Origin of the sequence: Mobilisporobacter senegalensis, from assembly GCF_003752155.1 — a bacterium.
GTDB classification, from domain to species: Bacteria; Bacillota; Clostridia; order Lachnospirales; family Lachnospiraceae; genus Mobilisporobacter; species Mobilisporobacter senegalensis.
On sequence record NZ_RJVG01000013.1, the window covers coordinates 21,485 to 46,812 of the forward strand.

Below are 25,328 nucleotides of genomic sequence, written 5' to 3' on the forward strand. Positions count from 1 at the left end.
CACCTACTTCTTATATTTATTCTTTCTTCTTTAACCGGACTCTTTCGTCTTTCTTGGCATATATTGGTCTTTTATGCAATTTATTTGTTGGAAAACGAATGATAGAATCTCTCGCATCTTCACCACCTTCAAGTCCTGATGCTACATAAGGCATTAAGTAAGGAATACCAAAGCTTTCCAGGCTGGATAAATGGATAAATATTAAAACGAGTGCACAAATAAAACCGTATAATCCCAACCAGGCTGAAAATGCTATCACAAGATATCTCGACAAGCGGAATGCCGTTGCAAATGCTTCATTTGGAATTGTAAATGAAGCTACTGCTGTTAAGGCCACCACTATTACAATAATTGGGCTTACTATATTTGCACTCACAGCTGCATCTCCAATGATAAGACCACCAACAATTCCTATTGTGTTCCCCATAGGTCCGGGAAGCCTTATTCCTGCTTCTCTTAATAGTTCAAATGCCACTTCCATAATAATAACTTCGAAGACTACCGAAAAAGGGACCCCTTCCCTTGCCGCAGCAAAAGACAGTGTCAGTGATGTTGGTATCATTTCTGATTGATAATTAGCAATCGCTATATAAAGCCCAGGCAAGGCTATTGCTATAAATGCTGCAAAATATCTGATAATTCTGGTAAATGTTACGATTTCCCACCGGTTATAATAATCGTCTGCTGCCTGAAAGAAGGAATTCACTGTAGTAGGCAACATTAATATAAATGGAGTGTTATCGATTAATACTGCGATCCTTCCCTCTAAAATACCTGAGGCAACTTTATCTGGACGTACAGTAGATTGGAATTGTGGAAATGGAGAATGCCAATGGGCTTCTGCCAACTGTTCAATCATGCCGCTATCTAAAACTCCATCTATGACAAAATCGTTCATCCTTTTCTTGATTTCTTCTACCAGACCATACTCTGCAATATCTTCAATATACATAATCGCAACATCTGTTCTGCTCCGAACACCAACTTTCATCTGTTCTATTTTTAATTTACTGTCTCTGATTCTTCTACGAATTAGGACTTTATTAATTGCCATACTTTCTACAAAAGAATCTTTCGCTCCTCTAACAGATACTTCCGTATCTGCTTCCGAAACGCTTCTTCCAGGATACCCCCGAATGGCAATTTTGATAGCTTTCTTAAAGCCATCAACCATAATAACGGCATCCCCTGCTAAAACTGCCTGAACAATATCTTCCATGGTAATTAGTTCAGATGCATCAGCGGTTCTTAATCCTTTATTCATGATATAATCAAACTGTTCTGTCTCTGGAAGATTATCCATAAAATAGATGAAACTTTTTACTGTATCTTCTTCTAATAATTTTCTATCAACCAGAAGATCAATATAAGTCATATAAATATCTATTTTATTTGCTCCACCTATTGTAAACTTTCGCTTAACTACATCCGCACATTTATCAAATAAAACTTCGTATGCATCAATATTATCCTGAAGAGAAGTAGTTAATGGTGCTAATATTACATTATTGCTATCATGCATAGTCTTCATAACAATATCCCTCAATCACTCTATTTTCTTCATATTGTTACCATTTGTATTAAAAATTATGCGTTCTGGAAATTATAAGAAAAGACCCATTAAGTTTTATGGAGTTTTAAGGATCCGTATCCTTAACTGACATAATACTTAATGAGTCTTTCTGTTCTTCTATACCCTAAAGGCAAAGCGTCATATAAACCGACTTAACCTTCATTTTTTATATTCTTACTAACAGTGGTAACCTGATTATAGATATGATGTTCAATATGTTTTTTGGCACTATCGCAGTCTCTGTTCTCTAAATCAGAAATAATAGATTCATGTTCTTCAACCAATTGTTGATGTGTCTTCGCATCTTTTAGATATTCCACACGATAACGATACATTTGTTCACGGAAATTATTAAGTAATTGAACTAATCTATCATTATTAGTGGCCGCAAATATAATATCATGGAATTCTACATCTCTTTCTGCGAGAGCAGTAATGTCCCTGCCTTTTACAGCTTGCTTAAACTCACTCAAATTATCCTTTAGATCCTTAATTCCCTCTAAATCGATTCTTTTACATGCTAATTCAACCGCCAAACCTTCTAAAGCGCAACGAACTTCCAGAACATCATTTAAATCTTTCTCTGTAATTTTCGCTACTTCTGCTCCTTTTCTAGGAATCATAACGACTAAGCCTTCCAGTTCAAGCTTACGAATGGCTTCTCTGATCGGCGTCCTGCTTACCCCTAAGCGTTCTGCTAATTGTATCTCCATAAGTCTTTCTCCTGGCTCTAATTCGCCTTTTAAAATTGCTTGTCTTAATGTGTTAAATACAACATCTCGAAGCGGAAGATACTCATTAATGTTAACTTTTAAAGTATTATCCATATTGTTCATCCCCTTTTTTGATTAAAGAAATCCGTTAAATGAACCTGTTTTGCTATATCTAAACCTTTCATATGATAAAATGCTTCTTGTGCTTTCTTCTTATTATCAAATAATCCAAAAACAGTTGGACCACTACCACTCATAATAGATCCTAATGCTCCATATTTTATCATCTCTTGCTTTATGGTATCAATAACTGGATGTTCTTTTATAGTTACTGTTTCTAATACATTACCTAGCTTATTGGTAAGCCCGTATAAGTCGCCATTACTAATATTATCTATCATACCATCAATATCTGGATGTTCCTTGATTTCAGTTATATTTAAATTTCCATAAACAAATTTAGTAGAAACATTAATCCCTGGCTTGGCAATCAAAACATAACATTCCGGTGCAGGTGCAAGTGGTGTCAAAATTTCTCCAATACCCTCGGATAAAGCCGTACCCCGTAAAATACAATAAGGTACATCTGCCCCGAGCTTTACACCCCGCTCCATAAGCTCTTTCTTGCTTAATCCAAGATTAAACAATTTATTCATTCCAACCAGCGCTGCTGCTGCATCAGAACTGCCGCCAGCCATACCGGCTGCCACCGGAATTCGTTTGTCAAGTTTAATATCGACCCCATGTTTTATATTAAATTCATCTTTCAAAAGTTTTGCTGCTCTATATACAAGATTTTTTTCATTGACAGGGAGGTAATGTAGATTCGTCTTAAGATATATCCCGGAATCACTAATCTTTTTCATTGATATCTGATCATAAAGATTTATTGTTTGCATAATCATTCTCACTTCATGATATCCATCTTCTCTTTTTCCAACCACATCAAGTCCAAGATTTATCTTGGCGTAAGCACGTAATTTAATAACATTCATCTCTTCTACCTCTTGTATCTTGTATACAATACATTATACACATAGTACTATTCATTTGCAAGATAATTTAACGGTCCATAAATTTTATACTATATCCATTTCTTCTATTATATATTTCCATAATTTATCCGAAGTATAAATTACAAGCAACAATAATACGGTACTTTTTACAAAGGAGGGTAATTATGAATTTACAGGGAATCACAAATGCAGTATCGTCTTATCAGAATAATACATACACTTCAAAGAAAAGTTCTACAGGAACAGCAAAAAAAGAAAACGAAAAAGAAGATGTGGCAGCTGTTTATGAGCCAAGGGAAAATACTGCTGCTCCACCAGCAGAAAAGACCTATACCCAGGATACAAAAACAATTGAAAGACTTAAGGCAGATGCAGAAAAGCGAACACAGCAATTAAGAACTCTTGTTGAGAAACTATTATTAAAACAAGGTCAAAAGTTCACTGAAACTACGGATATGTATCAACTGCTGCGTGAAGGTAAATTAGAAGTAGATCCCGAAACTGCAGCACAGGCAAAAGCCGATATTGCAGAAGACGGATACTACGGAGTAAAACAGACCTCTGAAAGACTTTTTTCATTTGCTATTGCATTGACTGGCGGCGATCCTGGTAAGGCGAATGAAATGAAAGATGCATTTATCAAAGGATATGAAGATGCCAAAAAAGCCTGGGGTGGAGAACTTCCGGAAATCTGTAAACAAACTTATGAAGCAACGATTAAGAAATTTGATGAATGGATAAATGGGGGCAAAAATATAGAGGGTGAGTAATCACCCTCTATATTTAAAGAATTGCGTCTACTTTCTTAAGAATTAAAAGTTTATCTCCTGGAAGAACACGGTCTTGTGTCAACCCATTCATTTCTTTAATGGTGTCCACTGTAGTGTAGTAATGTTTCGCTATCTTCCATAAAGTGTCATCTTTTTTCGTAATATAGCCAATAATACTTGGCATTTCCTGAAGTTTATCAAGATTAATATCTTCTACCTTCATATCTGTAATGATTGGCTCTCTTAATTTGTCAAATACAATAACGTTTAAGTTAATAATGGCTTTTACTTCTAACTCTTCACCATCAAGCATCATAACATTGATTTGTTCAAGATTTGGTTTAATACGGTAGATACTGTCTGGATTAATTCCTTTGATTTCAACTAGCTGTGTAAATGGAATTACACTCTTTATTGAATTCATAGGTCTGTTATCATCTTCTGTAATATAAAGAATTTGAGATTCAATAATGCCATATACTTCTAATCCATTTTCAACAACTGCAATATCATCAATTTTAACCACACCTGAAGCATTGCATATCTGCAGAATTCTTGGCTCATTTCCGGCAACACGAACTTGATCCACTACTTTTACTTTACTGTTATTTTTCATAACAAGATTTTCATAATAAGCATCTCTTACCACAGGGATTAATTCTTTTGACGTTGAATATACATCACTGAGAATATCAATTTCTTCATCTTCATATGCTTTTAAATCCAGATCAAGAATTACTTCAAAACCAATTACCCTTTCTTCCCCATCAGAATCAGGTTTGATTTCCAAATCTTTACTATGTATGTTTATGTCAACATCCGATATCATGTCTTCTCTGCAACCATTGCAGTCAATAGTTCCACTGAAAGGAACCTCCGTTTCAATATACTGAATCGTATTTTCTTCATCTTCTCCAACATAAAGAATAAAGAGAAGAATCTCACCTTTTAAACTGATTTTATCTTCTAAAAGTCTTATATCAGTATTTCTTAAGCTAACATCACTATATAAGATTTCAAATATATTTGCTTTATTTGAAGGAAGGTTAACTTCATCTTTTATGCGGTATGTATCTTTTTTATTCAATGCTAACTGGGTTAAGTCAACTCTCTTATTCATATACTGAACAGTATCATCGCCTTCTATTCCCACCGCTGTTTCTTCATCATACATATCCTCTGCCATAAATGAGAATAATACAATAGATTTTACACTTAGTTTTCTTGAGTTGATAATACTTGTAGTTAAATCTTCAATTTCCCATCGAAACAAAATATTATCTTCTGCACAAGCTTCATCCATATTTACTACTTCATCAAATGGTATTTCACCTACAATATTATGTATTGGCCTATTCCCATCTTCAGAAATATATAACACAATAAAACTTAGAGTACCTTTCACCATGACTTTGCCGCTCATAGCCTTTATTTCACTAATGTTTATCTGTCCCTGTTCTTTAATTATTTTACCAATATCAGGTTTTACATCAGGAACATTAAAATCATCGTCAAATGTAAGCTGAATATCTGTCTTGCATTTTAATTTATTCATATGAATATTCTTCTTTATTAGCTCCACAAAAAATCCCTCCTTGTCTGATATAATAATAATATTCATACAAGGAGGGATTTATTCATCTATTACAGATTCAATTTTAATTATTACATAGCGTAAGTCGAACATCTTTAGTCAAAATATCTGTATAACTAAATGTCATTGTTTTAAAGGTGTCTTCCAAATCATCGTGTACTTCAATAAGAAAAATACTTGGGTACGTCTCTGATATTACCCCCTCGGTAATGTCAACTTTATGTCTTCCCTTGTTAGCTCTAATTTTGACTTTACTGCCTACATGTTTCACTACGGATCTTCTTACCCGGTTTACATCTGTTTGCTTCATCATAATTTTCACCTCTTCTTATGGCACTATGCTTAGTATACCATGAGGTAGCATAATTTGTCAATAAATTTTCTGACAATTCAAGGCATTGCAATGATTTGTTTGAAAAAACATGTATACTTTTCTAGTTTTTTCAGAGATGTTTTTATGTAATTTATTTACACAAACTTTTTAAACAATCATCTCTTTGCATTATTATGCACAAAATCTACTTTGAAATTCTATGAATATCTAACAAAGTTTTACAAAATAAATATTTTAATACAAGATATATGAAAAAGTTAACAAAATATACTAAATGTTGTTTTAATTTTTATACATCTATAATAATAGACAACTTACCTGGAATTTAAAAAAGTGATCCCATATTATTAGGATCACCTTTTTTCTACTCAAAAACTACACTCTTATCAATATATTCTATTTTCACAACAATATATGGATAAGTAATGGCCTGAGTTACTACCTCATCTTTTGGCGGACCTAAAAGACTCGTATTAAAATATATTGCATTTTTTGTTAAATAAAGATCATCAACAGTAATACTATATCCTCCTGTAGGCTGCTCTCCATATCCTGTTACTATATACAAATAATCTGTATTAGAAAAAGTAAGTTTAAAAGGCTCTGCTTTCTTTTCTTCAATTAACTCCTTCAATTCTTCAGGTACATCTGCATCTTCTACGACAGTAAATTCAAGATCTTTTATTTTCTTTAAATCGGTTTTCTCTGTTTTACAAGATGAAAGCAAGAAGCTCATTGCTAAAATCATCATGATGAATGATGCCTTCAAAATCCTTTTCATACTGCCTCCATAATTACTATTTATTTTATCATATGAAGAGATTCTAAAGAATAGTATTATTATCTGTCAATATTTCTATACTTTTTTATAATACAATAATTAAAAATCTTTATTACATCATTTGATTGATCATAGCAGTAACATTTTCTGCAAGTGCTTTCGATCTTTCATTGGCATCCTCTAAAGAAGTTCCAACTATACCAAAATAAAATTTAATTTTAGGTTCTGTACCCGATGGTCTGACGCATAACCAGGCATTATCACTTAAGTCATAATATAACACATTTGAATTTGGTAACCCTGTAGGTTTTACTTCGCCAGTTTCTAAATTCTTAATGGTATCAAGTTTATAATCTCTTGCAGATAATACTTTATACTCACCTACCTGAACAGGTGGATTTTCCCTTAGAGTATTAAGGATGTTTTGAATCTTTTCCAGGCCTTCGATTCCTTTTAGTGTTATACTTGTGATATCGTCTTTGTAATATCCATATTTCTCATATATGGCTATCATTGCATCCCAAAGTGTCATTCCTTTGGTCTTATAATAGGCTGCCGCCTCACAAAGAGCCATGGTTGCTACGATGGCGTCTTTATCTCTTGCATGTGTTCCAATAAGGCAGCCATAACTTTCTTCAAAACCGAATAAATAAGTTCCTTTTCCGGAATGCTCAAATCCTAAAATCTGTTGACCGATAAATTTAAAACCTGTTAGAACCTCAATTAATCTGATATTATAATTTTCTGCTATTGCATCTGCCATATTTGAAGTTACGATTGTTTTAATTAAAGCACCATCCTCTGGTAATTTTCCATCTCTTTCTTTTCTTTGACTAATTACATAGTCTGCCAAAAGGCATCCAGACATATTTCCTGTCAAAGGAATATATTCTCCGGATTTTGAATCCTTTACATAAACTCCAAGTCTATCCGCATCAGGGTCTGTAGCAAGTACTAAATCTGCATTCTTCTCTTTCGCTAATCTGAGTGCAAGTGTAAATGCTTCTTCTGCTTCTGGATTTGGATAACTGACTGTTGGAAATTCTCCATCCGGAAGTTCCTGCTCAGGAACAACATATACATTCTTAAAACCAATTTCTTTTAGTACACGTCTTGCAGGTATGTTACCTGTCCCATGAAGAGGAGTATATACTATTGTAATTTCATCTCCAACTTTGTTAATGCTGTCCTGATGTATCACTTGCTTCTTTAATTCACTGATATATTTATCATCTATTTCAGCACCAATAACAATGTATAAGCCTTTTTTCTGTGCCTCTCCTTTATCCATGGTTTTCACTAAATTATAATCAGAAACTGACTTTACTTCATTCATAATACCAGAATCATGGGGCGGTGTAATCTGGGCACCATCTTCCCAATAGACTTTATAACCATTGTATTCCGGAGGATTATGGCTTGCTGTTATATTAATTCCAGCAATACAGCCTAGTTCTCTTACCGCAAAAGATAATTCAGGGGTAGGTCTTAATGATTCAAATACATATGCTTTAATATTGTTCGCTGCTAAACATAAAGCAGCTTCGTCTGCAAATTCAGGTGACATTCTTCGGGAATCATATGCAATAGCAACTCCCCTGTGAGCAAAGCCGGCTTTTATAATATAATTTGCCAATCCCTGAGTGGCCTTACGAACTGTATAGATATTCATACGATTTGTTCCAGCACCAATAACTCCCCGAAGGCCTGCCGTACCAAACTCTAACTCGGCGTAAAATCTCTCTTTTATCTCATTTTCATCATTGGCAATCCCTTTTAATTCATTCTTTGTGGCTTCATCAAAATAAGGATTTACTAACCAATCCTCGTATATCTTTTTGTAATCCATTATTAATCCTCCTATAATAACTTTTTATATTATTGTTTCGTTAGCTCTGGGAAACTATAATTTATATCTCTGGAATCATCTTCCACTTCAATGGTATAGCTTTTTGTTAAATAACCATTTTGCCGAAAGGTTATTGTATGAATTCCAATCTCTTTTGTAAAACTACATGGAACAATTCCTTTTAATACTCCATTCAAATAAATTTCTGCACCAACCGGCTGCTTAATTGCTATAGTATGGTCCGTATCATAATTCTTTTTATCTGCATTATTACTATCAGGCTCTTCTTCCTCCTCTGTGCCATCTTCATCGTCACCCAAATCCTCTTCCTTAGGATCTTCACTTGAGGTACCATCTGGCAATATTGTAACATCTCTGCCTTTTTGATTGGACGAATTGTTTGAAGAAGAATTACTTGTTTCTTCCGGAATAACTTCAGCTAACACAATTTCTACTACCTGACTGGATTCATCTACATCCAATATGCCTGCATAAGTTTCATATCCGCTGCGGCTTACTCTTATGACATGGGCTCCATAAAGTAATTCTACCGGATCTTCATAATCAGTTTCTTCTCCGTCAATATATAAAGTGGCTCCATAGGGTTGTATCAGGAAATCTACACTGCCTTTCTTTTCAGGCTCCTTCCTATATTCGCTCATATCTAATATAATTTCCTGATTTCGTATAACATTTATACGTTTTGATCCTTTTAGATTCCCTTTTTCGAGTGTTACTTTATAATCTCCTTCCCTCGCTACAATCAGCATATCTTTAACAATAGGAAGAATGATATGATATCCAACCTCAATAGAACCTTCTAAAAAATCTTCGTAGTTTCTAAGTCTTATATAACCATGTCCTTTGGTAACAATAATTGACCAGATTTCTTCATTAATACCTTTTACTGTAAGCTCGTCTTTCTCATTGATATCAATAAGATTGATCAGGCTGTCATCACCTGCAATTACCAGCCTGTCATTAAATTTATATTTTGAATCTGCTATTTTCATTACCCTGTCCGAACTTTTAATAGTAAAATTCACGACTTCCTTATACTCCCATGCATCTTTTGATATCTGTAATTTCATTAATTTATTATTGCTTCTATCATAAGATACATCCACAATTTCTCCTAAATTCATCTGAGACATAGAAATAACTTTACCATATTTATCCCGTATGTCCGTTCCACCATTAAAATACAATACAATATCTCCGTTCCCTTTAATATCCATAATTGAGATTGCATTTAATTCTTCTTTGATATCCTTTATAATCCCTAAGAAACTACCTCCTGATTCCGGCATAGACCCTGGATCTGTATCAACTTCTTTATTCATATCATATCTTTTTTCACTTTGCATGTTAAGGGATAGTACCACATAAATACCCAGGATTATCATTAATCCTATTAATACAATTGGTATTATTCGATTGTTCTTTTTTAAAAATTCACCCACTAAATCACCTCATATCCCTATATGTTTTTTGTATATGAAATTATATTCACGAGTATTATACTATAATCTGACAAAAATGAAAAGCAACGGGATAAAAAAACAGTGATGGGTATACCACCACTGTTTTACAATACATTGAATTTTTTTAAATGGTTTAAAAAGAGTTCCTTCTGCTCAGCCTGCTCACCAATATTAATAAGCTTTTGAATATTTTTTTGAGGAACCCAGGACTTCTTTCCATTGTAATAATAATTGGTAATTTTCCAAAACTTCTCCGGATATAGAAGCAATACATATAGGACTTCTAATTCGTCTTCAGATAGGGTGATAACTTTATTATATTCTTCTATGATTTTATCCCCAAGTTCTATATTCCAATTATTTTTTTCCATTACTTTACGTAAGAAATGATATAAATCAGATATCTGGACTCCTATCGATGCTTTATCAAAATTCGTTGTTGCAGCACCATCTTGTAAGAAAATTATATTGTGATAAGTATAGTTTCCATGACAGACATGAATCAGATTATTAGCCTTTTCCAGCATTGCACCATATGCTGACTGCTTCAATATATCAATAGCCTTGCATCCTTGTTCATAGAAATTATCATAAAAATTTGAAAAACACAGCTCAAATTCATTTTTAACCTTTTTGTCACGGATATAACTTCTGACTCTCTTCAACTCTCTATTATGTTTTTCAAATAATTCAAATAAATTATTATACGTATTATATTTTATCTGCTCTGTAGTTAGTAAAATACCTCGCATCTTACTATGAAGCACTGCTAAATTATTGGTGGCCTTCAGAACATCTTTAAGTTCCTTAAGATTGCATTCTTCACCAATATACCAATTCTTTATCACATACTGATTATTTCTAAAGTCTTCTGTGACAATTTCACCGTTTATATTATACATATAATTATCAACATATTGATATCCAGCATCTCTTAGGTGCTCCAAAATTCTATTCTCAAATTCTACCCTATTTTTAGAACCCTCAAAATTTTTGCAGAGCTTAATACCATGGTTTGTTTCAAGAATAAATGCTCCTCGTGTGCGATATGTATTATGAATTTTTATATCGTATTGTCTAAAGATCTCCTCATATCTGTCATCCACAGTCAGCCCTCCCAATCAAAAATAGTTACCCATTTAAGGTGTCTACTCTTAATCTTATGAACTATCCTAGTATTTCATGACAAAGATTATATAGAAGTTTTCTTTAAAAAAGGAGTTAAATTTTGTCTATTTTTTTATATCTTTTGCCAGATCTAAAAGAATTATTTTCTCATTGAGAGATGGCTCTTCAATGACTTTAGAAAGAAGACTGTTTAAAGTATTACCCAGCTCAATTCCAGGTTTATACCCTATCCCAATCAAGTCGCTTCCGTCAACTGCAAGGGTTTTCAGATTAACACATTCGTCCTTTCTAAGTATCTCCTGATAAAGTTTATATGCCATCTCTAATCTTTCCAGTTTCTCTTTATGTGTATCTGGATTTTGAGACATAATATCTGCTTTTTTCATTTCAAAATAGAGCATCATAATTTCGATGCCCATTTTATTCATCTGTTTTCTAACTCCTACCGGAGTTAATAAAAAATCGTCATCATGCCATTTGATTAATTTTGTTACTGTATCTATTGTAAAATTATCAAACTTTAGTCTTTGTAATATTTCTTTTCCAATCACAGCTCCCTTTTCAGGATGTCCATGGAAATGATCGTAACCATCTTCACTTGTACTTTTCGTAAAAGGTTTTCCTACATCGTGAAGCAGCATACACCATCTAAGAATATGAAAATATTTTTCCTTCTCACTTACCGTTAATTCCATCTCATTTTCTAATAAATTAGATTTTTGTATATATTCAACTGATTTTAGAGAATGAATGCCTACATTATAAATATGATGAAGGTTATTCTGCTTTGTTTCCATCATTTGATCAAATTCCGGCAAAATAATATTAGTAATCCCCAAATTATATGCATCTGTTAATTTATTTGGATTGTCTGAAGTTAACAATTTATCAAGTTCAACCCGTATTCTCTCTGCACTGATATTTTTGAGCAAGTTTACTTTTTCCTTGATTGCTTTTTTCGTATTATCTTCAATTTTAAAGCCTAATTGAGCTGAAAAACGTACCCCTCGAAGAATACGAAGTGCATCTTCTTCAAAACGTGAATTTGCATCTCCCACACACTGGATAATACCCTCTTTAAGATCTTCCAGTCCATGAAAACAATCTATTAATCCTTCCTTCCTATTATATGCCATTGCATTAATGGTAAAATCTCTACGTTTTAGATCTTCCATTAGATTCGGAGTAAATTCAACAGACTTCGGTCTTCTATTGTCTTCATATTCACCATCGATTCGATAGGTGGTTACTTCATACCCTTGGTCTTCCAGCATCACTGTGACAGTTCCATGTTGTATCCCTGTATCAATTGTTCTACGAAACAATTCTTTTACTTCCAGAGGCTTGGCTGAAGTTGTAATATCCCAATCCTGCGGATTTTTATCTAAAATGGCATCACGAACACAGCCACCAACAATATATGCTTCGTGACCATTTTCAATCAATTTATCTATAATATATTCCACATTGGATGGAACTTCTATTTTCATTCTTTCACCGCCTATAAGAATGGGGCTGTCACGATTTTTTATTGTGACAGCCTTAATTCTGACATACTTTTAATAAGCTTTCCCCCAGTAAACCATTGATTTGGCTGGTTTTCCGCAACAAACACAGGTATCTGCAATATGCTCCTGTTCAAATGGCATACAACGGGAAGTTGCACCTGTTTTTTCCTTAATTTCATCTTCACAAGCTCTATCGCCACACCACATAGCTTTTACAAATCCAGGCTCACTTGTAATTTTATCTGCAAATGCAGTAAAATTTGTTGCTGCAGATGTATGTTCATCCCGATGTTTTCTGGCACGTTCTAACATCTCTAATTGCATTGTTTCAAGGATTTCTCCTACTCTCACTTGAATTTCATCTAAGGAAACTATAATTTTTTCTCTCGTATCACGGCGAACAATTACTGCCTGATTCGCTTCAATATCCTTTGGTCCGATTTCAATACGTAATGGAATACCTCTCATCTCTTGTTCACTGAATTTCCATCCAGGGCTTTTATCAGAATCGTCCACTTTCACTCTGTAAGCACCCAATTTAGAACTTAATTCAGCTGCTTTTTCCAGGACTCCTTCTTTGTGCTGTGCAATTGGAATTATCATTACCTGTGTCGGTGCAATTCGAGGTGGTAACACAAGACCACTATCATCACCATGCACCATAATAACAGCACCTATAATTCGAGTAGACATACCCCATGATGTTTGGTGTGCATATTGAAGTTTATTCTCTTTATCTGTATATTGAATACCAAAAGCCTGTGCAAATCCATCTCCGAAATTATGGCTTGTGCCTGATTGAAGCGCTTTTCCGTCATGCATTAATGCTTCAATCGTATATGTGGAATGAGCTCCTGCAAATTTTTCTTTATCCGTTTTGCGTCCCTTGATCATAGGAATTGCTAAAACTTGTTCACAGAAATCTGCATAAACATTAAGCATCTGAATTGTTCTTTCTTCTGCTTCATCTGCTGTTGCATGTACAGTATGACCTTCCTGCCATAAAAATTCCATAGAACGCAAGAATGGTCGTGTGGTTTTTTCCCAACGTACGACAGAGCACCATTGGTTATATAGTTTAGGGAGATCTCGGTAAGACTGTACTATATTAGAATAAAGATCACAGAACAAAGTTTCTGAAGTAGGTCTTACACATAATCTTTCTTGTAAAGGTTCTAATCCACCATGAGTAACCCAGGCAACTTCTGGGGCAAATCCTTCTACATGGTCTTTTTCTTTTTGAAGAAGGCTCTCTGGAATAAACATAGGCATATATACATTTTCTACACCGGTTTCTTTAAATCTTCTATCTAATTCTTTCTGTATATTTTCCCAGATAGCATATCCATTCGGTCTTAGTATCATACAGCCTCTGACACTTGAATAGTCAATCAATTCTGCCTTTTTAACAACGTCAGTATACCATTGTGCAAAATCTTCTTCCATGGAAGTAATTGCTTCCACTAATTTCTTGTCTTTCGCCATAATATATTCTCCTTTTTATTAAATGTATTCTTGAGATGCAAGTTCGTTTATTATATTATTTTTGATACAACTGAACGATTCCGAATATCAATACATTCATTATTACATAAAAAAAAGCCCTCGCATCCCCAAGGGACCGAAAGACTTCGGCGGTACCACCCTAATTAGTAATAAGTTTACTCATCTTATCACTCTCTTTACTATCTATTAACGCTAGAATCACGCTGCATTTTCATACAGAACTCCAAGGTAGGTTCTATGGTCCATACGTGAATATTCACTCACATCATAAGAATCTTGCACCAATCAATTCTCTCTCTGGGATGAATGAAACATATACTATTCCTCTTCATAGTTTTTTAATATATTTTGATTCTATGCCAGACATATGAATTTGTCAAGGGATATGTTATTGAAAACACATTATATTTAACTCACCTTGCTCCTTAATATAAATAAGAATTGACTTTGCCTGGGCGCATATGTATAATTAAAAAATGATTTACCCGAAAGGAGAGATGTATTATGTCAAATTTATATAAGGTGGTTCTTAACTAAATAATAGCGGAATCATTTATTTATTTTCCGCATCATTGACCTTTCGTGATTTATAATATTTTATTGTAACACGTTTTAAGGCGTGTTTTTTTTATACTTATTTTTCACGATCAGGCATTTAACTTTCGGAGGTAATAATGAATTTAAAAAATTGTGGCTTTGACAATTATTATCAGCAGCAAATAACCAGGGAAGATATCCGTATAGGATTAGTTCCTGGAAGAATCATTGAATCCCATAGGGAATTATATCGCATCATAACTGATGAAGGAGAAACAACTGCCCGTTTAAAAGGATCCTACTTCTATTCCGGTGAGAAATCAATCCTTTACCCTACAGTTGGTGATTATGTATTAGTGAAATCCAATACTCTTGGTGATGATATTATTTATTCTGTATTGGCAAGAAAGACGTTCTTTTCAAGGCTAAATCCAACACCTGGTATAGGAGAACAGATCGTTGCAGCTAATTTTGATTATGTATTTATAATGACTTCCTTAAACTATGATTTTAATATAAGAAGGCTGGAAAGATATCTTGCTGCTGCCTGGCAAAGTGGTGGCAGCCCAGTGATTATATTAACAAAGGCCGATTTAGTCCATGATTATAACTCACAGATTGCAGAAGTTTTAGAAATAGCCCCAGGGGTTCCTGTGATTCCAATTAGCTCGCATACCGGTTATGGTTTAGAAGAATTAAATAAGTATTTACAGCCCTCCAAAACTATTGTCTTTTTAGGTTCTTCTGGAATAGGAAAATCTTCTTTAGTGAATGCCCTGACAAATGATTTGATCATGCCTGTAAAAGAAATTCGAAAAGAGGATAGTCGTGGCCGCCATACTACTACTCACAGACAAATGATCCGGCTGAAAAACGATGTTTTTATTATTGATACACCGGGAATGAGAGAGCTTGGAATGTGGGATGTTACATCAGGAATACAGGAAGCTTTTGCAGATATAGAGAATTTGGCAGAGCAATGTAAGTTCACCAATTGCAGTCATCAAAAGGAACCCGGTTGCGCAATACAAGAAGCTCTTACAAATGGTAATTTAGACATAAAGCGGTGGAAAAGTTATTGTAAACTAAAAAAAGAAACTCAATATAAAAAAAGAAAACAACTTCACAAATAATCATTCATGAAAGGGCTTTCGTTGAGTATATCAATTTACTGAATTTTACGAAAGCCCTATTATACATACCTACGAACCATTTATTACTTCTATGATTGCACGTATAGTCACTAATGAAAGTGGTCCAAGGATAAAACCCATTATTCCAAACAACTGAATTCCTACATAAATTGCCATAATAGTAAATATAGGATGGATTCCAATTTTGTCTCCAATCAATCTGGGTTCAAGTATTTGACGTACCAGTTGGCAAAGAAAATATATGCTCATCAGTATGGCGGCATCAAAAATATCTTTTGAAAATAAGGAAATGATTGCCCAGGGTATTAAAATTATACCACTTCCTAATACAGGGAAAGCATCAATAATTGCAATCACAATTCCGATCAATAATGCATATCTGTTCTTTAATACAAGCAATCCTCCTACATTAATAGCCGCTACAATTGACATAATAATCAATTGAGCCCTAAAATAGGCAACTCCGGCGCTAAAAATCTTCTGTTTAATTGCCCTGATATCCTCATAAATTAATAATTTACTATAACTTTTCTTTATTGCATCTGCATCGTGAATCATAAGAAGGGTAGCTGCTATCAAAAAAATGATCGATCCAGTCAATCCTATTATTTTAATCACAATAAATAATGTATGTTGTGATATGGATGGCAAAATATTTCTTTGAATCGTAGCAAATACTGTATTTATATTGTCATCAAAAAAACCTCTTGTCTGTCCATCTATCAAACCAAACATACCATCGCAACGAACGCAGATAGAATCTACAATGTTCATGATAGAAGCCTGATATACCGGTAGATTTGTTAAAAGCGTTACTATCTGATTTATTAAATTTTTTAATAAAATAAACAGGGAACACCCTAAGAACAGAAGAAGTAATATTAACAAGGTACCTCCTGTTATTGTTTTAGGAATTTTTAATTTTCTTTCAAAAATACGTGTAAGCGGCAATAAAGCTGCTGCAATAAGATATGCAAATAAAAAAGGAACAACAAGAGGCATTACGCATTTCATTAATAAATACACTCCTAGTGTTGTCCCAAGTAAGGTGAGAATATATTTCTTCTTATTTATACCTTTCCCATCCTTGCTTTGATTATTTTGTAAATCATTTTCATATGTTTTCAAACAATCACCCCAAACAATCACTATACTATAATGATGTTATTGTCCGCAGGTTATTTGTTTATATTCTACTTTTCTTAAGGTAAATTATGCGTGGGTTTCTAAAATTTTAAAGTTTATAAATGGTTTGGCTTTAGGTCTGATTTCAAATTTCATCTTCTCTTTTGATTTAGGATGAGAGAACTCTAATTGGTATGCAAACAGAGCAATATCTGTCCATTTCCTGGTATTATTTAAAACATCTGAAAATGCAGGATTATATTTTGTATCTCCCCACAAAGGATTTCCATGTGCAGACATTTGCAATCTTATTTGATGGTGTCTGCCTGTTAGAAGTTCAATTTCTATTAATGATAATTTTGTGTCTTCATCAATCTCTTCCTTTATTACATCTAAAACTTTATAATAAAGTTCTGCCTTTTTTCCATTTTTATCTGTCTGACTTGTTATCTTAGATAAATTTGTACGTCCGTCTTTTGCAATATAATCTGTTAATAATCTCTTTTTATTATCTAACTCATTTGACATATCACTTGTGGATACCGCTAAATATTTCTTAGTAATCTTTTTAAGGCGTATCTGCTCGCTTAAAGTCTTTGCCATATGAGGTGTTTTTGCAAATACCATAATTCCGCCGACTGGACGATCCAGTCGATGAATCAATCCAATATAAGGGGGATTTCCACCTTTTTCAAAAATATAATTTTTCAAATAATTTACCATATCAAAATCAGAAGATTTGTCACTTTGAGCAGGCATACCTGGTGGCTTTTCGCAAACAATAATTTCATTATCTTCATACAATATATTTATATTCATAAGGTTTCCTTTTCACAAATCATTACATTTTAAAGCGGTATCCAACTCCCCAGATAGTTTCAATGTATTGAGGTTTTGAAGTATTAAATTCAATTTTCTCACGAATCTTTTTTATATGAACCGTAACGGTCGCTATATCACCAATGGATTCCATGTCCCAAATTTCTTGAAATAATTCTTCCTTGGTATATACATGGTTTGGGTTCTGTGCCAAGAAAGTTAACAGATCAAATTCCTTAGTTGTAAATATCTTCTCTTCTCCATTTATATAAACTCTTCTTGCGGTTTTATCAATTTTTATTCCACGGATTTCAATGATCTCGTTTTCTTTCGTTCCTGTTCCGATCAATCTTTCATATCTTGCCAGATGAGCTTTAACACGAGCAACAAGTTCACTTGGACTAAATGGTTTTGTTATATAATCATCTGCCCCAAGGCCAAGTCCCCGTATTTTGTCTATATCATCTTTTTTGGCTGAAACCATGATAATTGGAACATTCTTTACCTCTCTTATCTTTTTACATATTTCAAAACCATCTACATTTGGAAGCATCAAATCTAATATTATTAAATTATAATCTTCCTCCAAAGCTTTTTTGACCCCTATATCTCCAGAAGTCTCAATTGCTACTTCAAAACCACTTAATTCCAAATAATCTTTTTCAAGTTCGGCAATGGCTACTTCGTCTTCAACAATTAGTATTTTATTCATCCTTTAATGTCTCCTTTTGGTTTCTTTTTTTCTCTTTCCTGCTCTTCTTATTCTCAGGAATGTCTTTCACTTCTTCCTCATCGGCTCCATCCAAAATTACTTCGGCACTTTTTTTCATAGTAAAGTAAATGGTTGTTCCAACCTCTTCCTTGCTGCTTGCCCAGATTCTTCCACCATGGTCTTCAATAATCTTTTTAGCAATGGCAAGACCTAATCCACTTCCCCCTTGGGAAGAATTTCTTGAAGCATCTGTTCGATAAAAACGATCAAATATATATGGCAGATCTTTTTTAGAAATCCCTTTTCCATTATCTTCAATTTCTATTTGTACTTCATTATCAGCATCATTAATTCTTACATTAATGATACCTTTTCTTCCAATGTATTTTGCTGAGTTTCCAATAATATTATTAATGACTCTTTTTATCTGCTCCGCATCTGCTATTACCTTTATATTTGAATCAATATAATTAAAATACCCTATATCTATATTTTTCAATTCCAAATCAAGACTTAATTCTTCAATACAATCGTTAAAGAAATTATCTATATTAATATTTGCAAAAGTATATGGTATATTATTACAATCAATTTTAGAATAAATAGACAATTCTTCTACAAGAACAGTCATATCCGTTGCTTTGGTACATATTGTACGCAGATATTTGTCCATCTTTTCCGGAGAGTCTGCTACTCCATCCATAATTCCTTCTGCATATCCTTTAATGGCAGTAAGAGGCGTTTTTAAATCATGGGAGATGTTGCTTATAAGTTCTCTCATATCCACTTCATACTGCATTCTGGCTTCGATTAACTCCTTCAGCCTTTTCCTCATTTCTTCAAAATCTTCACAGAGCATTCCGATTTCATCGTCTGTATTCGTCTGTATTGAGAAATTTAAATTTCCATCCTTCATTTTATTTGTGGCAATACGAAGTGTATTAAGGGGACTAAGTAAACTTTTATATATCCAGTAAACCAGTACACAGGCTGTTAAACATATGGTAATCACAAATGAAATTACAAATTGAATTGCGGAAGATTTAATCTGAGGTACTAATGTATTTACATCTGTAATTACAAATACCGTTCCTTCTCCGCCATCCTGATAATAAAAATCTTGCTGCTTTACTAAAAACGGATACTTTCCTCCAACATAAATACCACCATCAACATCTGTATTATACACCCCAAAATTAGGCAGACTATTTTGTATCAGTTTAAGTTTCTCATCATTTCCAATATAAAGAAAATCTCCATTCTTTCTAAGTGCAACATAAGAATATTTACCTTTTAGTTCCTCATTTAATTTATTAATAAATTCAATATCTTCCAGCTTTCTAGGATTTTTTAAGGCAACCAGCTTAATGTCATTATAAACTCCTCTGGTTACACGGTTCATGATCTGTATAGGATTAGTTAATATCTGCTGCATTGTATTGGTATCTACATCATAAGACTGCTTAATGGAATTAACCTGATAATTGGCAATCACTCCACATGCGACTGCGATCAATATGATCGGTATCATTATAATCGTTATAAATGCAAATATTAATCTATTTTTTAATTTCATTATATCACCTACTTAATTTTACCTTCGCCACAGGAAATCACGGCTTCAAACTTATCCTTACAAGCAAGTATTTCCACATCTGTGTTATAAAACACTTTGTATTTTATAACCCCATAATCAATTTCACCCTTGCAAGCAAGTATTTCTCATATATGTGTTATAAAACACTTCGTATTTTATAACCCCATAATCAATTTCACTTGCTTGCAAGGGTGAAATTGATTATATGAGCATTATAGCATACTGAATAGGTAAATACACCTAAACTCTTGGTGACTTTTATAAATATTTTATAAAGTTCTTGACGAATCTTATCAAAACGTTTATCCTATAGATGAAAATTAAAAGAATTCAATATTCTATTTATATTTCTCTTATTTGGAGTGGTGGAGAGTGAAGGCTCTGTGAAACCACGGCAACCCCATAATATGGAAGGTGCCAATCTCAGCGATTTATCGAACAATAAGAGGATTTGAGAAATTATCAAGTCCATCTTATGATGGACTTTTTTGATGCAATAGCCTTTAAAAGAGAAGATCAATAGAGTATGAAATCATCATGGTATTATTACCAGACTAAGGAGGAATTATATGGAAAAACTATTGTTTACATCTGAATCTGTAACGGAAGGACATCCGGATAAAATTTGTGACCAGATATCAGATTCCGTACTAGATGCTTTATTAGAACAGGATCCAATGAGCCGTGTTGCATGTGAAACAGCAATTACCACAGGATTAGTTCTTGTAATGGGTGAAATTACAACTACAGGATATGTTGATATTCAAAAAATTGTAAGAGATACTGTAAGAGAAATAGGATACGATGCCTCAGACAAAGGTTTCGATGCCAATACTTGCGGTGTTATTGTGGCTTTAGACGAACAATCTTCTGATATTGCCATGGGTGTGAATAAAGCACTTGAAGCAAAAGAAAATACCATGTCTGATAAAGAAATTGAAGCAATCGGCGCCGGCGATCAAGGTATGATGTTTGGATATGCTTCTAATGAAACAGAAGAATATCTTCCATACCCAATTGCTCTTGCCCATAAACTTACACGTAAACTTACAGAAGTTAGAAAGAATGGTACTCTTCCTTATCTTCGCCCAGATGGAAAATCACAAGTAACGGTAGAATATGACGAAAATGGTAAACCAATACATCTGAATGCTGTTGTATTATCCACTCAGCATGATTCCAAAGTAACTCAGGAACAAATTCATAAAGATATTAAAAAATATGTTTTTGATGAGGTACTTCCTACAGAATTAATTGATGGAAAAACAAAATTCTTTATTAATCCAACCGGACGTTTTGTTATTGGAGGGCCAAATGGTGACAGTGGATTAACAGGACGTAAAATCATCGTTGATACTTATGGTGGATATGCCAGACATGGCGGGGGTGCATTCTCTGGTAAGGATTGTACAAAAGTTGACCGTTCCGCTGCATATGCAGCCAGATATGTAGCAAAAAATATTGTAGCTGCAGGCCTTGCTTCTAAATGTGAAATACAGCTTTCTTACGCAATCGGTGTAGCACAACCAACCTCTATCATGGTTGATACTTTTGGAACTGGTAAAATAAAAGATGATATTCTAGTAGATATTATCCGTGATAATTTTGACCTTCGACCAGCTGGTATTATAAAAATGTTGGATCTTAGAAAACCAATTTATAAACAAACTGCTGCATATGGCCACTTTGGAAGAAATGATCTTGATTTACCATGGGAACAACTTGATAAAGTTGATTTACTGAAAAAATATTTATAGTTCTCAAATAATAAAAAGACTATTGCAAAATTTTTAATATTTTGCAATAGTCTTTTTATGGTTCTTGTATTTCCCCTCTTAAGCTAATAAATGTATTATATATGTCTAATATTCCATAACCCCACTGAGTATTTGGATATAACTGCCCAGGAGTGCGCCTTGCACCTCTAATGAGATAATTCTTAACTTCGTAGCCATCCATGATCCTAAGATTTTGCCTTAAGATCCCCCACTCCAATAGCATTGCTGCAACTCCTGTTGCCTGGGCTGCCGCCAAACTGCTGCCTGAGCGTATTCCATATTCATTATTAAATACCGGTCCCTGAATATCTACACCTGGCGCAGCAATGTCAGGTTTTGCAATATTCGTCCTTGTGAATCCTCTGCTGGAATTAATATAAATACTTCCTGTTCGATGATTATATGCAGTTACCGTAAGTGGTACATAAGCATTTCCGGGAGAAGTTATTGTAGTATCAGGATTAGATTCTATAAAATAAGTATCCGGTGATATAAACCCGGTAATTGGTAACCAGCAATGAAAGCTATGGATTAAATCTCCTCTTCCATACACCTGAAATCTCCAGGTGCCAGGAGTAGGATCCCGAAATCTTAACAAGATTAACTGATCTCCTGTTTCAGATTCAATAATACTGTAGTCCACAAAAATAGTAGTCCGCTCGAAGATAAAATTAATCTCTCTTGATTCACCTAATCTGGCTGGTATCCTTGGAATGTATTCTCCTGTTGGAGACAGTATATCAATTGAATATGTATTAGGAGCATATCCCCAAACCTCCATGGTAAATCCTGTTTCATTCTCTCCCACTCTTAATTCTACCGTATCCGATCCAATTGCACGGTCTATCGTACCAAAGTAATGATGGCCTGCATTTCCTTCATTGCCACTGGCCACTACGACAGACACACCGACCTGATCACTGATTGTGGATATATAAGTAGATAATGCTCCCCTTCCATCATGCCCTCCCTGATTAGAACCAAGACCGATACATATAGCGATTGGTCTGCCTAACGATCTCGCCATTTCATATAAGTATTTCACACCATGCATAATATCATTTTCCTGATAGCACAATGCGTCTTCTGGAACCTGGAAGAAGCTTTTTAGATAAGGTTTTGCTTCTTTTAATTTAACAACAACAAATTCTGCATCTGGAACAACACCAGTAAAATCATTTTCTTCATCCGTGCTGCCGGCTGCTACTCCTGCCAGAAAAGTTCCATGGCCATTCTCATCTGTACTAGGAACAATTGAAAGGGGTTCTTCACTACTTAGTGCTTCATTGATTTGCTCTCTGGAATATTCTGTTCCATAATAAAATCCTTCCGGATAATTTCCCGATTGGATGGACTGATCCCATATAGAATGGATTCTCGTTGTATTATCTGCATTTCTAAATGCCCTATGGGTGTAATCTATGCCTGTATCAACAATGCCAACTAAAATCCCCTGCCCTCTTAAGGCAAAATTAGGAAGAGTCTGAACTCTAAATATACCTGAAGCTTCCAAACTACTGGTATCAACTGTTGTATATAGAGAAGGAAATGCCGCATAGGTAAATTCATATATACTTCTATTTGTAATTCTACTTACAGGGATATGAACGACAGCAAACCGCGAACTGATTTCATGAATACATTCCGTTTGATATTGCTCTTGTAACCTGGTTATATCAATTGTATATTGAACCAAAAAGTCTGCATAATCATTGCTTACAATTTGTGCTATGCAATCTTCTGTCATCCAATCCCCCCTAACTATGTCATTTTTATTATCATACGTTGCATACCACAATTATATTACAATTCTTGTACTAAGAATTAAGAAAACGCTTTCCAGCCGGGTATAGCAGAAAAGCGCCTTCTTTCATTAATCAAGATTTAATTTTTTTTTCATAATATAAACTGTAACCAAATAATATATTACGGTCATTATAGCAGTTGCTGCTATACTCATGGGAAAAATCCATTGTACTATTATCGATGGATCATTTACATTTACGCCCAGAAAAACAATTGGTATTAAAAAGAGCGCTGAGAATATCTGTGTAATGATATTAATAACAATAGCTGCTGCAATTGCACCAATTATCTTATTACGGCTAATCATCTGTCCAATTGCGATGGAAACATATATATATAGGATATTAGATAAAATCCCTATAGTGGCTAAAATAACAAATTGTATTATAAATGTTATTCCCAGTTTCCCAAAATCATTCTGAATCTGAAACATCCAATCAAAATTTTTACCAGAATTATTTAATTCGGGGAAATAAGCAAAGAAAATTAATGAAGCTATAATAAATACTATGCTTACTACTGTCCATGTAAAAGCTGCTACCACTTTACTAATTATAAGTTGTGATGATGTTACAGGAAGGGTATTCATGAGATATCCTTCTGAAGAAATCAGGTTCTGGTAAAACCTGATAATGATTACAACTACTGAAACAATTGCAATACCTATTAATGAAAATACATATGCCATTATAAAGAAAGTAGGTATTACTTGTAGAAATCCTTTATAAATATCTAAACTAACAATTATTTTTGTAACTGGTGTCAATATAAGCGCTACTAAAAAAATCAGTGTAAAATATCGGGCAGTCGCTTTAAATTCATGTTTTATCAGTTTACTTAACATTTGAATACCTCCCTAAATAATGCATCAACAGATTTTCCATGATTGGTTCTTATATCTTCCACAGATGAAGTCATTGCTACTTTACCATTTTGGAGAAAAATAACATCATCCAATACATTTTCAATATCTGAAATTAGATGTGTTGATAAAAGGACCGATGCATTTTCATTATAATTACTAATGATGGTATTTAGTATATATTCTCTGGAAGCCGGATCCACTCCTCCAATTGGTTCATCTAAACAGTAAAGATCTGCATTTCGGCTCATAACAAGAATTAACTGCACCTTTTCTTTGGTTCCTTTTGACATGGTCTTTAATCGATCATTTGCATTAATATTAAGCCTCTTAAGCATTTCGTATGCTTTTACTTTGTCAAAATCCAAATAAAAATCTCCAAAAAAATCGATAATATCTTTTGTCTTCATCCAATCATTAAGATAAGTTTTATCTGGAAGATATGATACTGCTTTTTTAGTTTCTACCCCCGGTTCCATGTTGTTTATTCGAATCTTTCCATTATCCGGAACTAAGAGTCCGTTAATTAATTTAATCAGTGTCGTCTTGCCACTCCCATTAGGTCCTAATAAACCGATTATTTTACCTCTTTCAAAGGTTAAATTAACATCTGATAATGCAGTAAATCCATTATATTTCTTGGTTAATGATTCACATTCTAATATGATATTCATACATTTTC

At 33.8% G+C, this 25,328-nt stretch carries 21 protein-coding genes, 1 riboswitch and 1 other annotated feature; of the genes, 3 read left to right on the forward strand and 18 right to left on the reverse strand.

Features of this window, described 5'->3' with window-relative positions; all coding sequences use genetic code 11:
• Nucleotides 1-16 precede the first annotated feature (16 nt).
• From EDD66_RS16175 to ispE, 3 genes are all read right to left on the reverse strand, one after another.
• Complete coding sequence (locus EDD66_RS16175; protein WP_123610629.1) at nucleotides 17-1,531, reverse strand: spore germination protein; 1,515 nt, start codon at nucleotides 1,529-1,531, stop codon at nucleotides 17-19.
• 194 nt (nucleotides 1,532-1,725) lie between these two features.
• On the reverse strand, nucleotides 1,726-2,400 hold the full coding sequence (locus tag EDD66_RS16180; RefSeq protein WP_123610630.1) for a GntR family transcriptional regulator: 675 nt from the start codon (nucleotides 2,398-2,400) through the stop codon (nucleotides 1,726-1,728).
• 5 nt (nucleotides 2,401-2,405) lie between these two features.
• The gene (gene ispE, locus EDD66_RS16185; protein ID WP_123610631.1) at nucleotides 2,406-3,281 is read right to left on the reverse strand and encodes a 4-(cytidine 5'-diphospho)-2-C-methyl-D-erythritol kinase; all 876 of its coding nucleotides are present in this window, start codon (nucleotides 3,279-3,281) and stop codon (nucleotides 2,406-2,408) included.
• Between the two features lie 185 nt (nucleotides 3,282-3,466).
• Here ispE and EDD66_RS16190 point away from each other — a divergent pair, with 185 nt between their 5' ends.
• On the forward strand, nucleotides 3,467-4,072 hold the full coding sequence (locus tag EDD66_RS16190) for a hypothetical protein (protein ID WP_123610632.1): 606 nt from the start codon (nucleotides 3,467-3,469) through the stop codon (nucleotides 4,070-4,072).
• A gap of 13 nt (nucleotides 4,073-4,085) precedes the next feature.
• On the opposite strand, the gene EDD66_RS16195 is transcribed toward EDD66_RS16190, so the two are convergent.
• From EDD66_RS16195 to proS, 8 genes are all read right to left on the reverse strand, one after another.
• Nucleotides 4,086-5,654 (reverse strand): DUF3794 and LysM peptidoglycan-binding domain-containing protein, encoded by a 1,569-nt coding sequence (locus EDD66_RS16195; protein WP_170164400.1) that lies wholly within the window; start codon nucleotides 5,652-5,654, stop codon nucleotides 4,086-4,088.
• Between the two features lie 76 nt (nucleotides 5,655-5,730).
• Nucleotides 5,731-5,979 carry a Veg family protein gene (locus EDD66_RS16200; RefSeq protein ID WP_243115397.1) on the reverse strand — a complete coding sequence of 83 codons (249 nt, stop codon included), beginning with the start codon at nucleotides 5,977-5,979 and terminating at the stop codon, nucleotides 5,731-5,733.
• Between the two features lie 385 nt (nucleotides 5,980-6,364).
• Complete coding sequence (locus tag EDD66_RS16205; protein WP_123610634.1) at nucleotides 6,365-6,781, reverse strand: protease complex subunit PrcB family protein; 417 nt, start codon at nucleotides 6,779-6,781, stop codon at nucleotides 6,365-6,367.
• A 112-nt stretch (nucleotides 6,782-6,893) separates the two neighbouring features.
• Nucleotides 6,894-8,630 carry a phospho-sugar mutase gene (locus EDD66_RS16210; protein ID WP_123610635.1) on the reverse strand — a complete coding sequence of 579 codons (1,737 nt, stop codon included), beginning with the start codon at nucleotides 8,628-8,630 and terminating at the stop codon, nucleotides 6,894-6,896.
• A gap of 29 nt (nucleotides 8,631-8,659) precedes the next feature.
• Nucleotides 8,660-10,093 (reverse strand): PEGA domain-containing protein, encoded by a 1,434-nt coding sequence (locus tag EDD66_RS16215; protein WP_123610636.1) that lies wholly within the window; start codon nucleotides 10,091-10,093, stop codon nucleotides 8,660-8,662.
• A gap of 125 nt (nucleotides 10,094-10,218) precedes the next feature.
• Nucleotides 10,219-11,220, reverse strand: a complete 1,002-nt coding sequence (locus tag EDD66_RS16220; RefSeq protein WP_170164401.1) for a CotS family spore coat protein — start codon at nucleotides 11,218-11,220, stop codon at nucleotides 10,219-10,221.
• A 126-nt stretch (nucleotides 11,221-11,346) separates the two neighbouring features.
• Entirely contained in the window at nucleotides 11,347-12,732 is a 1,386-nt protein-coding gene (locus EDD66_RS16225) for a CCA tRNA nucleotidyltransferase (RefSeq protein ID WP_123610638.1), read from the reverse strand.
• A 69-nt stretch (nucleotides 12,733-12,801) separates the two neighbouring features.
• The gene (proS, locus tag EDD66_RS16230) at nucleotides 12,802-14,235 is read right to left on the reverse strand and encodes a proline--tRNA ligase (RefSeq protein ID WP_123610639.1); all 1,434 of its coding nucleotides are present in this window, start codon (nucleotides 14,233-14,235) and stop codon (nucleotides 12,802-12,804) included.
• A 128-nt stretch (nucleotides 14,236-14,363) separates the two neighbouring features.
• Nucleotides 14,364-14,597, reverse strand: a binding site (T-box leader).
• Between the two features lie 333 nt (nucleotides 14,598-14,930).
• Here proS and rsgA point away from each other — a divergent pair.
• Nucleotides 14,931-15,926 carry a ribosome small subunit-dependent GTPase A gene (gene rsgA, locus EDD66_RS16235; RefSeq protein ID WP_123610640.1) on the forward strand — a complete coding sequence of 332 codons (996 nt, stop codon included), beginning with the start codon at nucleotides 14,931-14,933 and terminating at the stop codon, nucleotides 15,924-15,926.
• A 69-nt stretch (nucleotides 15,927-15,995) separates the two neighbouring features.
• Here rsgA and ytvI read toward each other — a convergent pair whose 3' ends face one another.
• The 4 genes from ytvI to EDD66_RS16255 all read right to left on the reverse strand — a co-directional run bounded on the left by ytvI (nucleotide 15,996) and on the right by EDD66_RS16255 (nucleotide 20,179).
• Entirely contained in the window at nucleotides 15,996-17,075 is a 1,080-nt protein-coding gene (ytvI, locus tag EDD66_RS16240; protein ID WP_123610641.1) for a sporulation integral membrane protein YtvI, read from the reverse strand.
• Between the two features lie 84 nt (nucleotides 17,076-17,159).
• Nucleotides 17,160-17,891, reverse strand: coding sequence for an RluA family pseudouridine synthase (locus tag EDD66_RS16245; RefSeq protein WP_123610642.1), 732 nt, complete (start codon nucleotides 17,889-17,891; stop codon nucleotides 17,160-17,162).
• 22 nt (nucleotides 17,892-17,913) lie between these two features.
• A complete protein-coding gene (locus tag EDD66_RS16250) occupies nucleotides 17,914-18,603 on the reverse strand; it encodes a response regulator transcription factor (protein WP_123610643.1) in 690 nt (229 codons plus the stop codon).
• Entirely contained in the window at nucleotides 18,596-20,179 is a 1,584-nt protein-coding gene (locus tag EDD66_RS16255; protein WP_123610644.1) for a sensor histidine kinase, read from the reverse strand. The genes EDD66_RS16250 and EDD66_RS16255 overlap by 8 nt, the downstream gene beginning before the upstream one ends.
• Before the next feature lie 371 nt (nucleotides 20,180-20,550).
• A riboswitch (SAM riboswitch) is annotated at nucleotides 20,551-20,648 on the forward strand.
• Nucleotides 20,649-20,769: 121 nt separating this feature from the next.
• Between EDD66_RS16255 and metK the strand changes: the two genes are divergently transcribed.
• Nucleotides 20,770-21,957 (forward strand): methionine adenosyltransferase, encoded by a 1,188-nt coding sequence (gene metK / locus EDD66_RS16260; protein WP_123610645.1) that lies wholly within the window; start codon nucleotides 20,770-20,772, stop codon nucleotides 21,955-21,957.
• A 55-nt stretch (nucleotides 21,958-22,012) separates the two neighbouring features.
• On the opposite strand, the gene EDD66_RS16265 is transcribed toward metK, so the two are convergent.
• The 3 genes from EDD66_RS16265 to EDD66_RS16275 all read right to left on the reverse strand — a co-directional run bounded on the left by EDD66_RS16265 (nucleotide 22,013) and on the right by EDD66_RS16275 (nucleotide 25,320).
• Nucleotides 22,013-23,725 carry a S8 family peptidase gene (locus EDD66_RS16265; RefSeq protein ID WP_123610646.1) on the reverse strand — a complete coding sequence of 571 codons (1,713 nt, stop codon included), beginning with the start codon at nucleotides 23,723-23,725 and terminating at the stop codon, nucleotides 22,013-22,015.
• A gap of 126 nt (nucleotides 23,726-23,851) precedes the next feature.
• A complete protein-coding gene (locus EDD66_RS16270; RefSeq protein ID WP_123610647.1) occupies nucleotides 23,852-24,628 on the reverse strand; it encodes a hypothetical protein in 777 nt (258 codons plus the stop codon).
• The gene (locus tag EDD66_RS16275; protein WP_123610648.1) at nucleotides 24,622-25,320 is read right to left on the reverse strand and encodes an ABC transporter ATP-binding protein; all 699 of its coding nucleotides are present in this window, start codon (nucleotides 25,318-25,320) and stop codon (nucleotides 24,622-24,624) included. The genes EDD66_RS16270 and EDD66_RS16275 overlap by 7 nt, the downstream gene beginning before the upstream one ends.
• Nucleotides 25,321-25,328 lie beyond the last annotated feature (8 nt).

Coding starts and splice junctions, on each gene's coding strand:
- EDD66_RS16275 (WP_123610648.1), bottom strand. CDS start 25,320: ATGAATATCATATTAGAATGTGAATCATTAACCAAGAAATATAATGGA.
- EDD66_RS16175 (WP_123610629.1), bottom strand. CDS start 1,531: ATGAAGACTATGCATGATAGCAATAATGTAATATTAGCACCATTAACT.
- EDD66_RS16250 (WP_123610643.1), bottom strand. CDS start 18,603: ATGAATAAAATACTAATTGTTGAAGACGAAGTAGCCATTGCCGAACTT.
- EDD66_RS16180 (WP_123610630.1), bottom strand. CDS start 2,400: ATGGATAATACTTTAAAAGTTAACATTAATGAGTATCTTCCGCTTCGA.
- proS (WP_123610639.1), bottom strand. CDS start 14,235: ATGGCGAAAGACAAGAAATTAGTGGAAGCAATTACTTCCATGGAAGAA.
- EDD66_RS16265 (WP_123610646.1), bottom strand. CDS start 23,725: ATGACAGAAGATTGCATAGCACAAATTGTAAGCAATGATTATGCAGAC.
- metK (WP_123610645.1), top strand. CDS start 20,770: ATGGAAAAACTATTGTTTACATCTGAATCTGTAACGGAAGGACATCCG.
- EDD66_RS16255 (WP_123610644.1), bottom strand. CDS start 20,179: ATGAAATTAAAAAATAGATTAATATTTGCATTTATAACGATTATAATG.
- rsgA (WP_123610640.1), top strand. CDS start 14,931: ATGAATTTAAAAAATTGTGGCTTTGACAATTATTATCAGCAGCAAATA.
- ispE (WP_123610631.1), bottom strand. CDS start 3,281: ATGAATGTTATTAAATTACGTGCTTACGCCAAGATAAATCTTGGACTT.
- EDD66_RS16210 (WP_123610635.1), bottom strand. CDS start 8,630: ATGGATTACAAAAAGATATACGAGGATTGGTTAGTAAATCCTTATTTT.
- EDD66_RS16205 (WP_123610634.1), bottom strand. CDS start 6,781: ATGAAAAGGATTTTGAAGGCATCATTCATCATGATGATTTTAGCAATG.
- EDD66_RS16190 (WP_123610632.1), top strand. CDS start 3,467: ATGAATTTACAGGGAATCACAAATGCAGTATCGTCTTATCAGAATAAT.
- EDD66_RS16200 (WP_243115397.1), bottom strand. CDS start 5,979: ATGATGAAGCAAACAGATGTAAACCGGGTAAGAAGATCCGTAGTGAAA.
- EDD66_RS16245 (WP_123610642.1), bottom strand. CDS start 17,891: ATGAATATAAATATATTGTATGAAGATAATGAAATTATTGTTTGCGAA.
- EDD66_RS16225 (WP_123610638.1), bottom strand. CDS start 12,732: ATGAAAATAGAAGTTCCATCCAATGTGGAATATATTATAGATAAATTG.
- EDD66_RS16270 (WP_123610647.1), bottom strand. CDS start 24,628: ATGTTAAGTAAACTGATAAAACATGAATTTAAAGCGACTGCCCGATAT.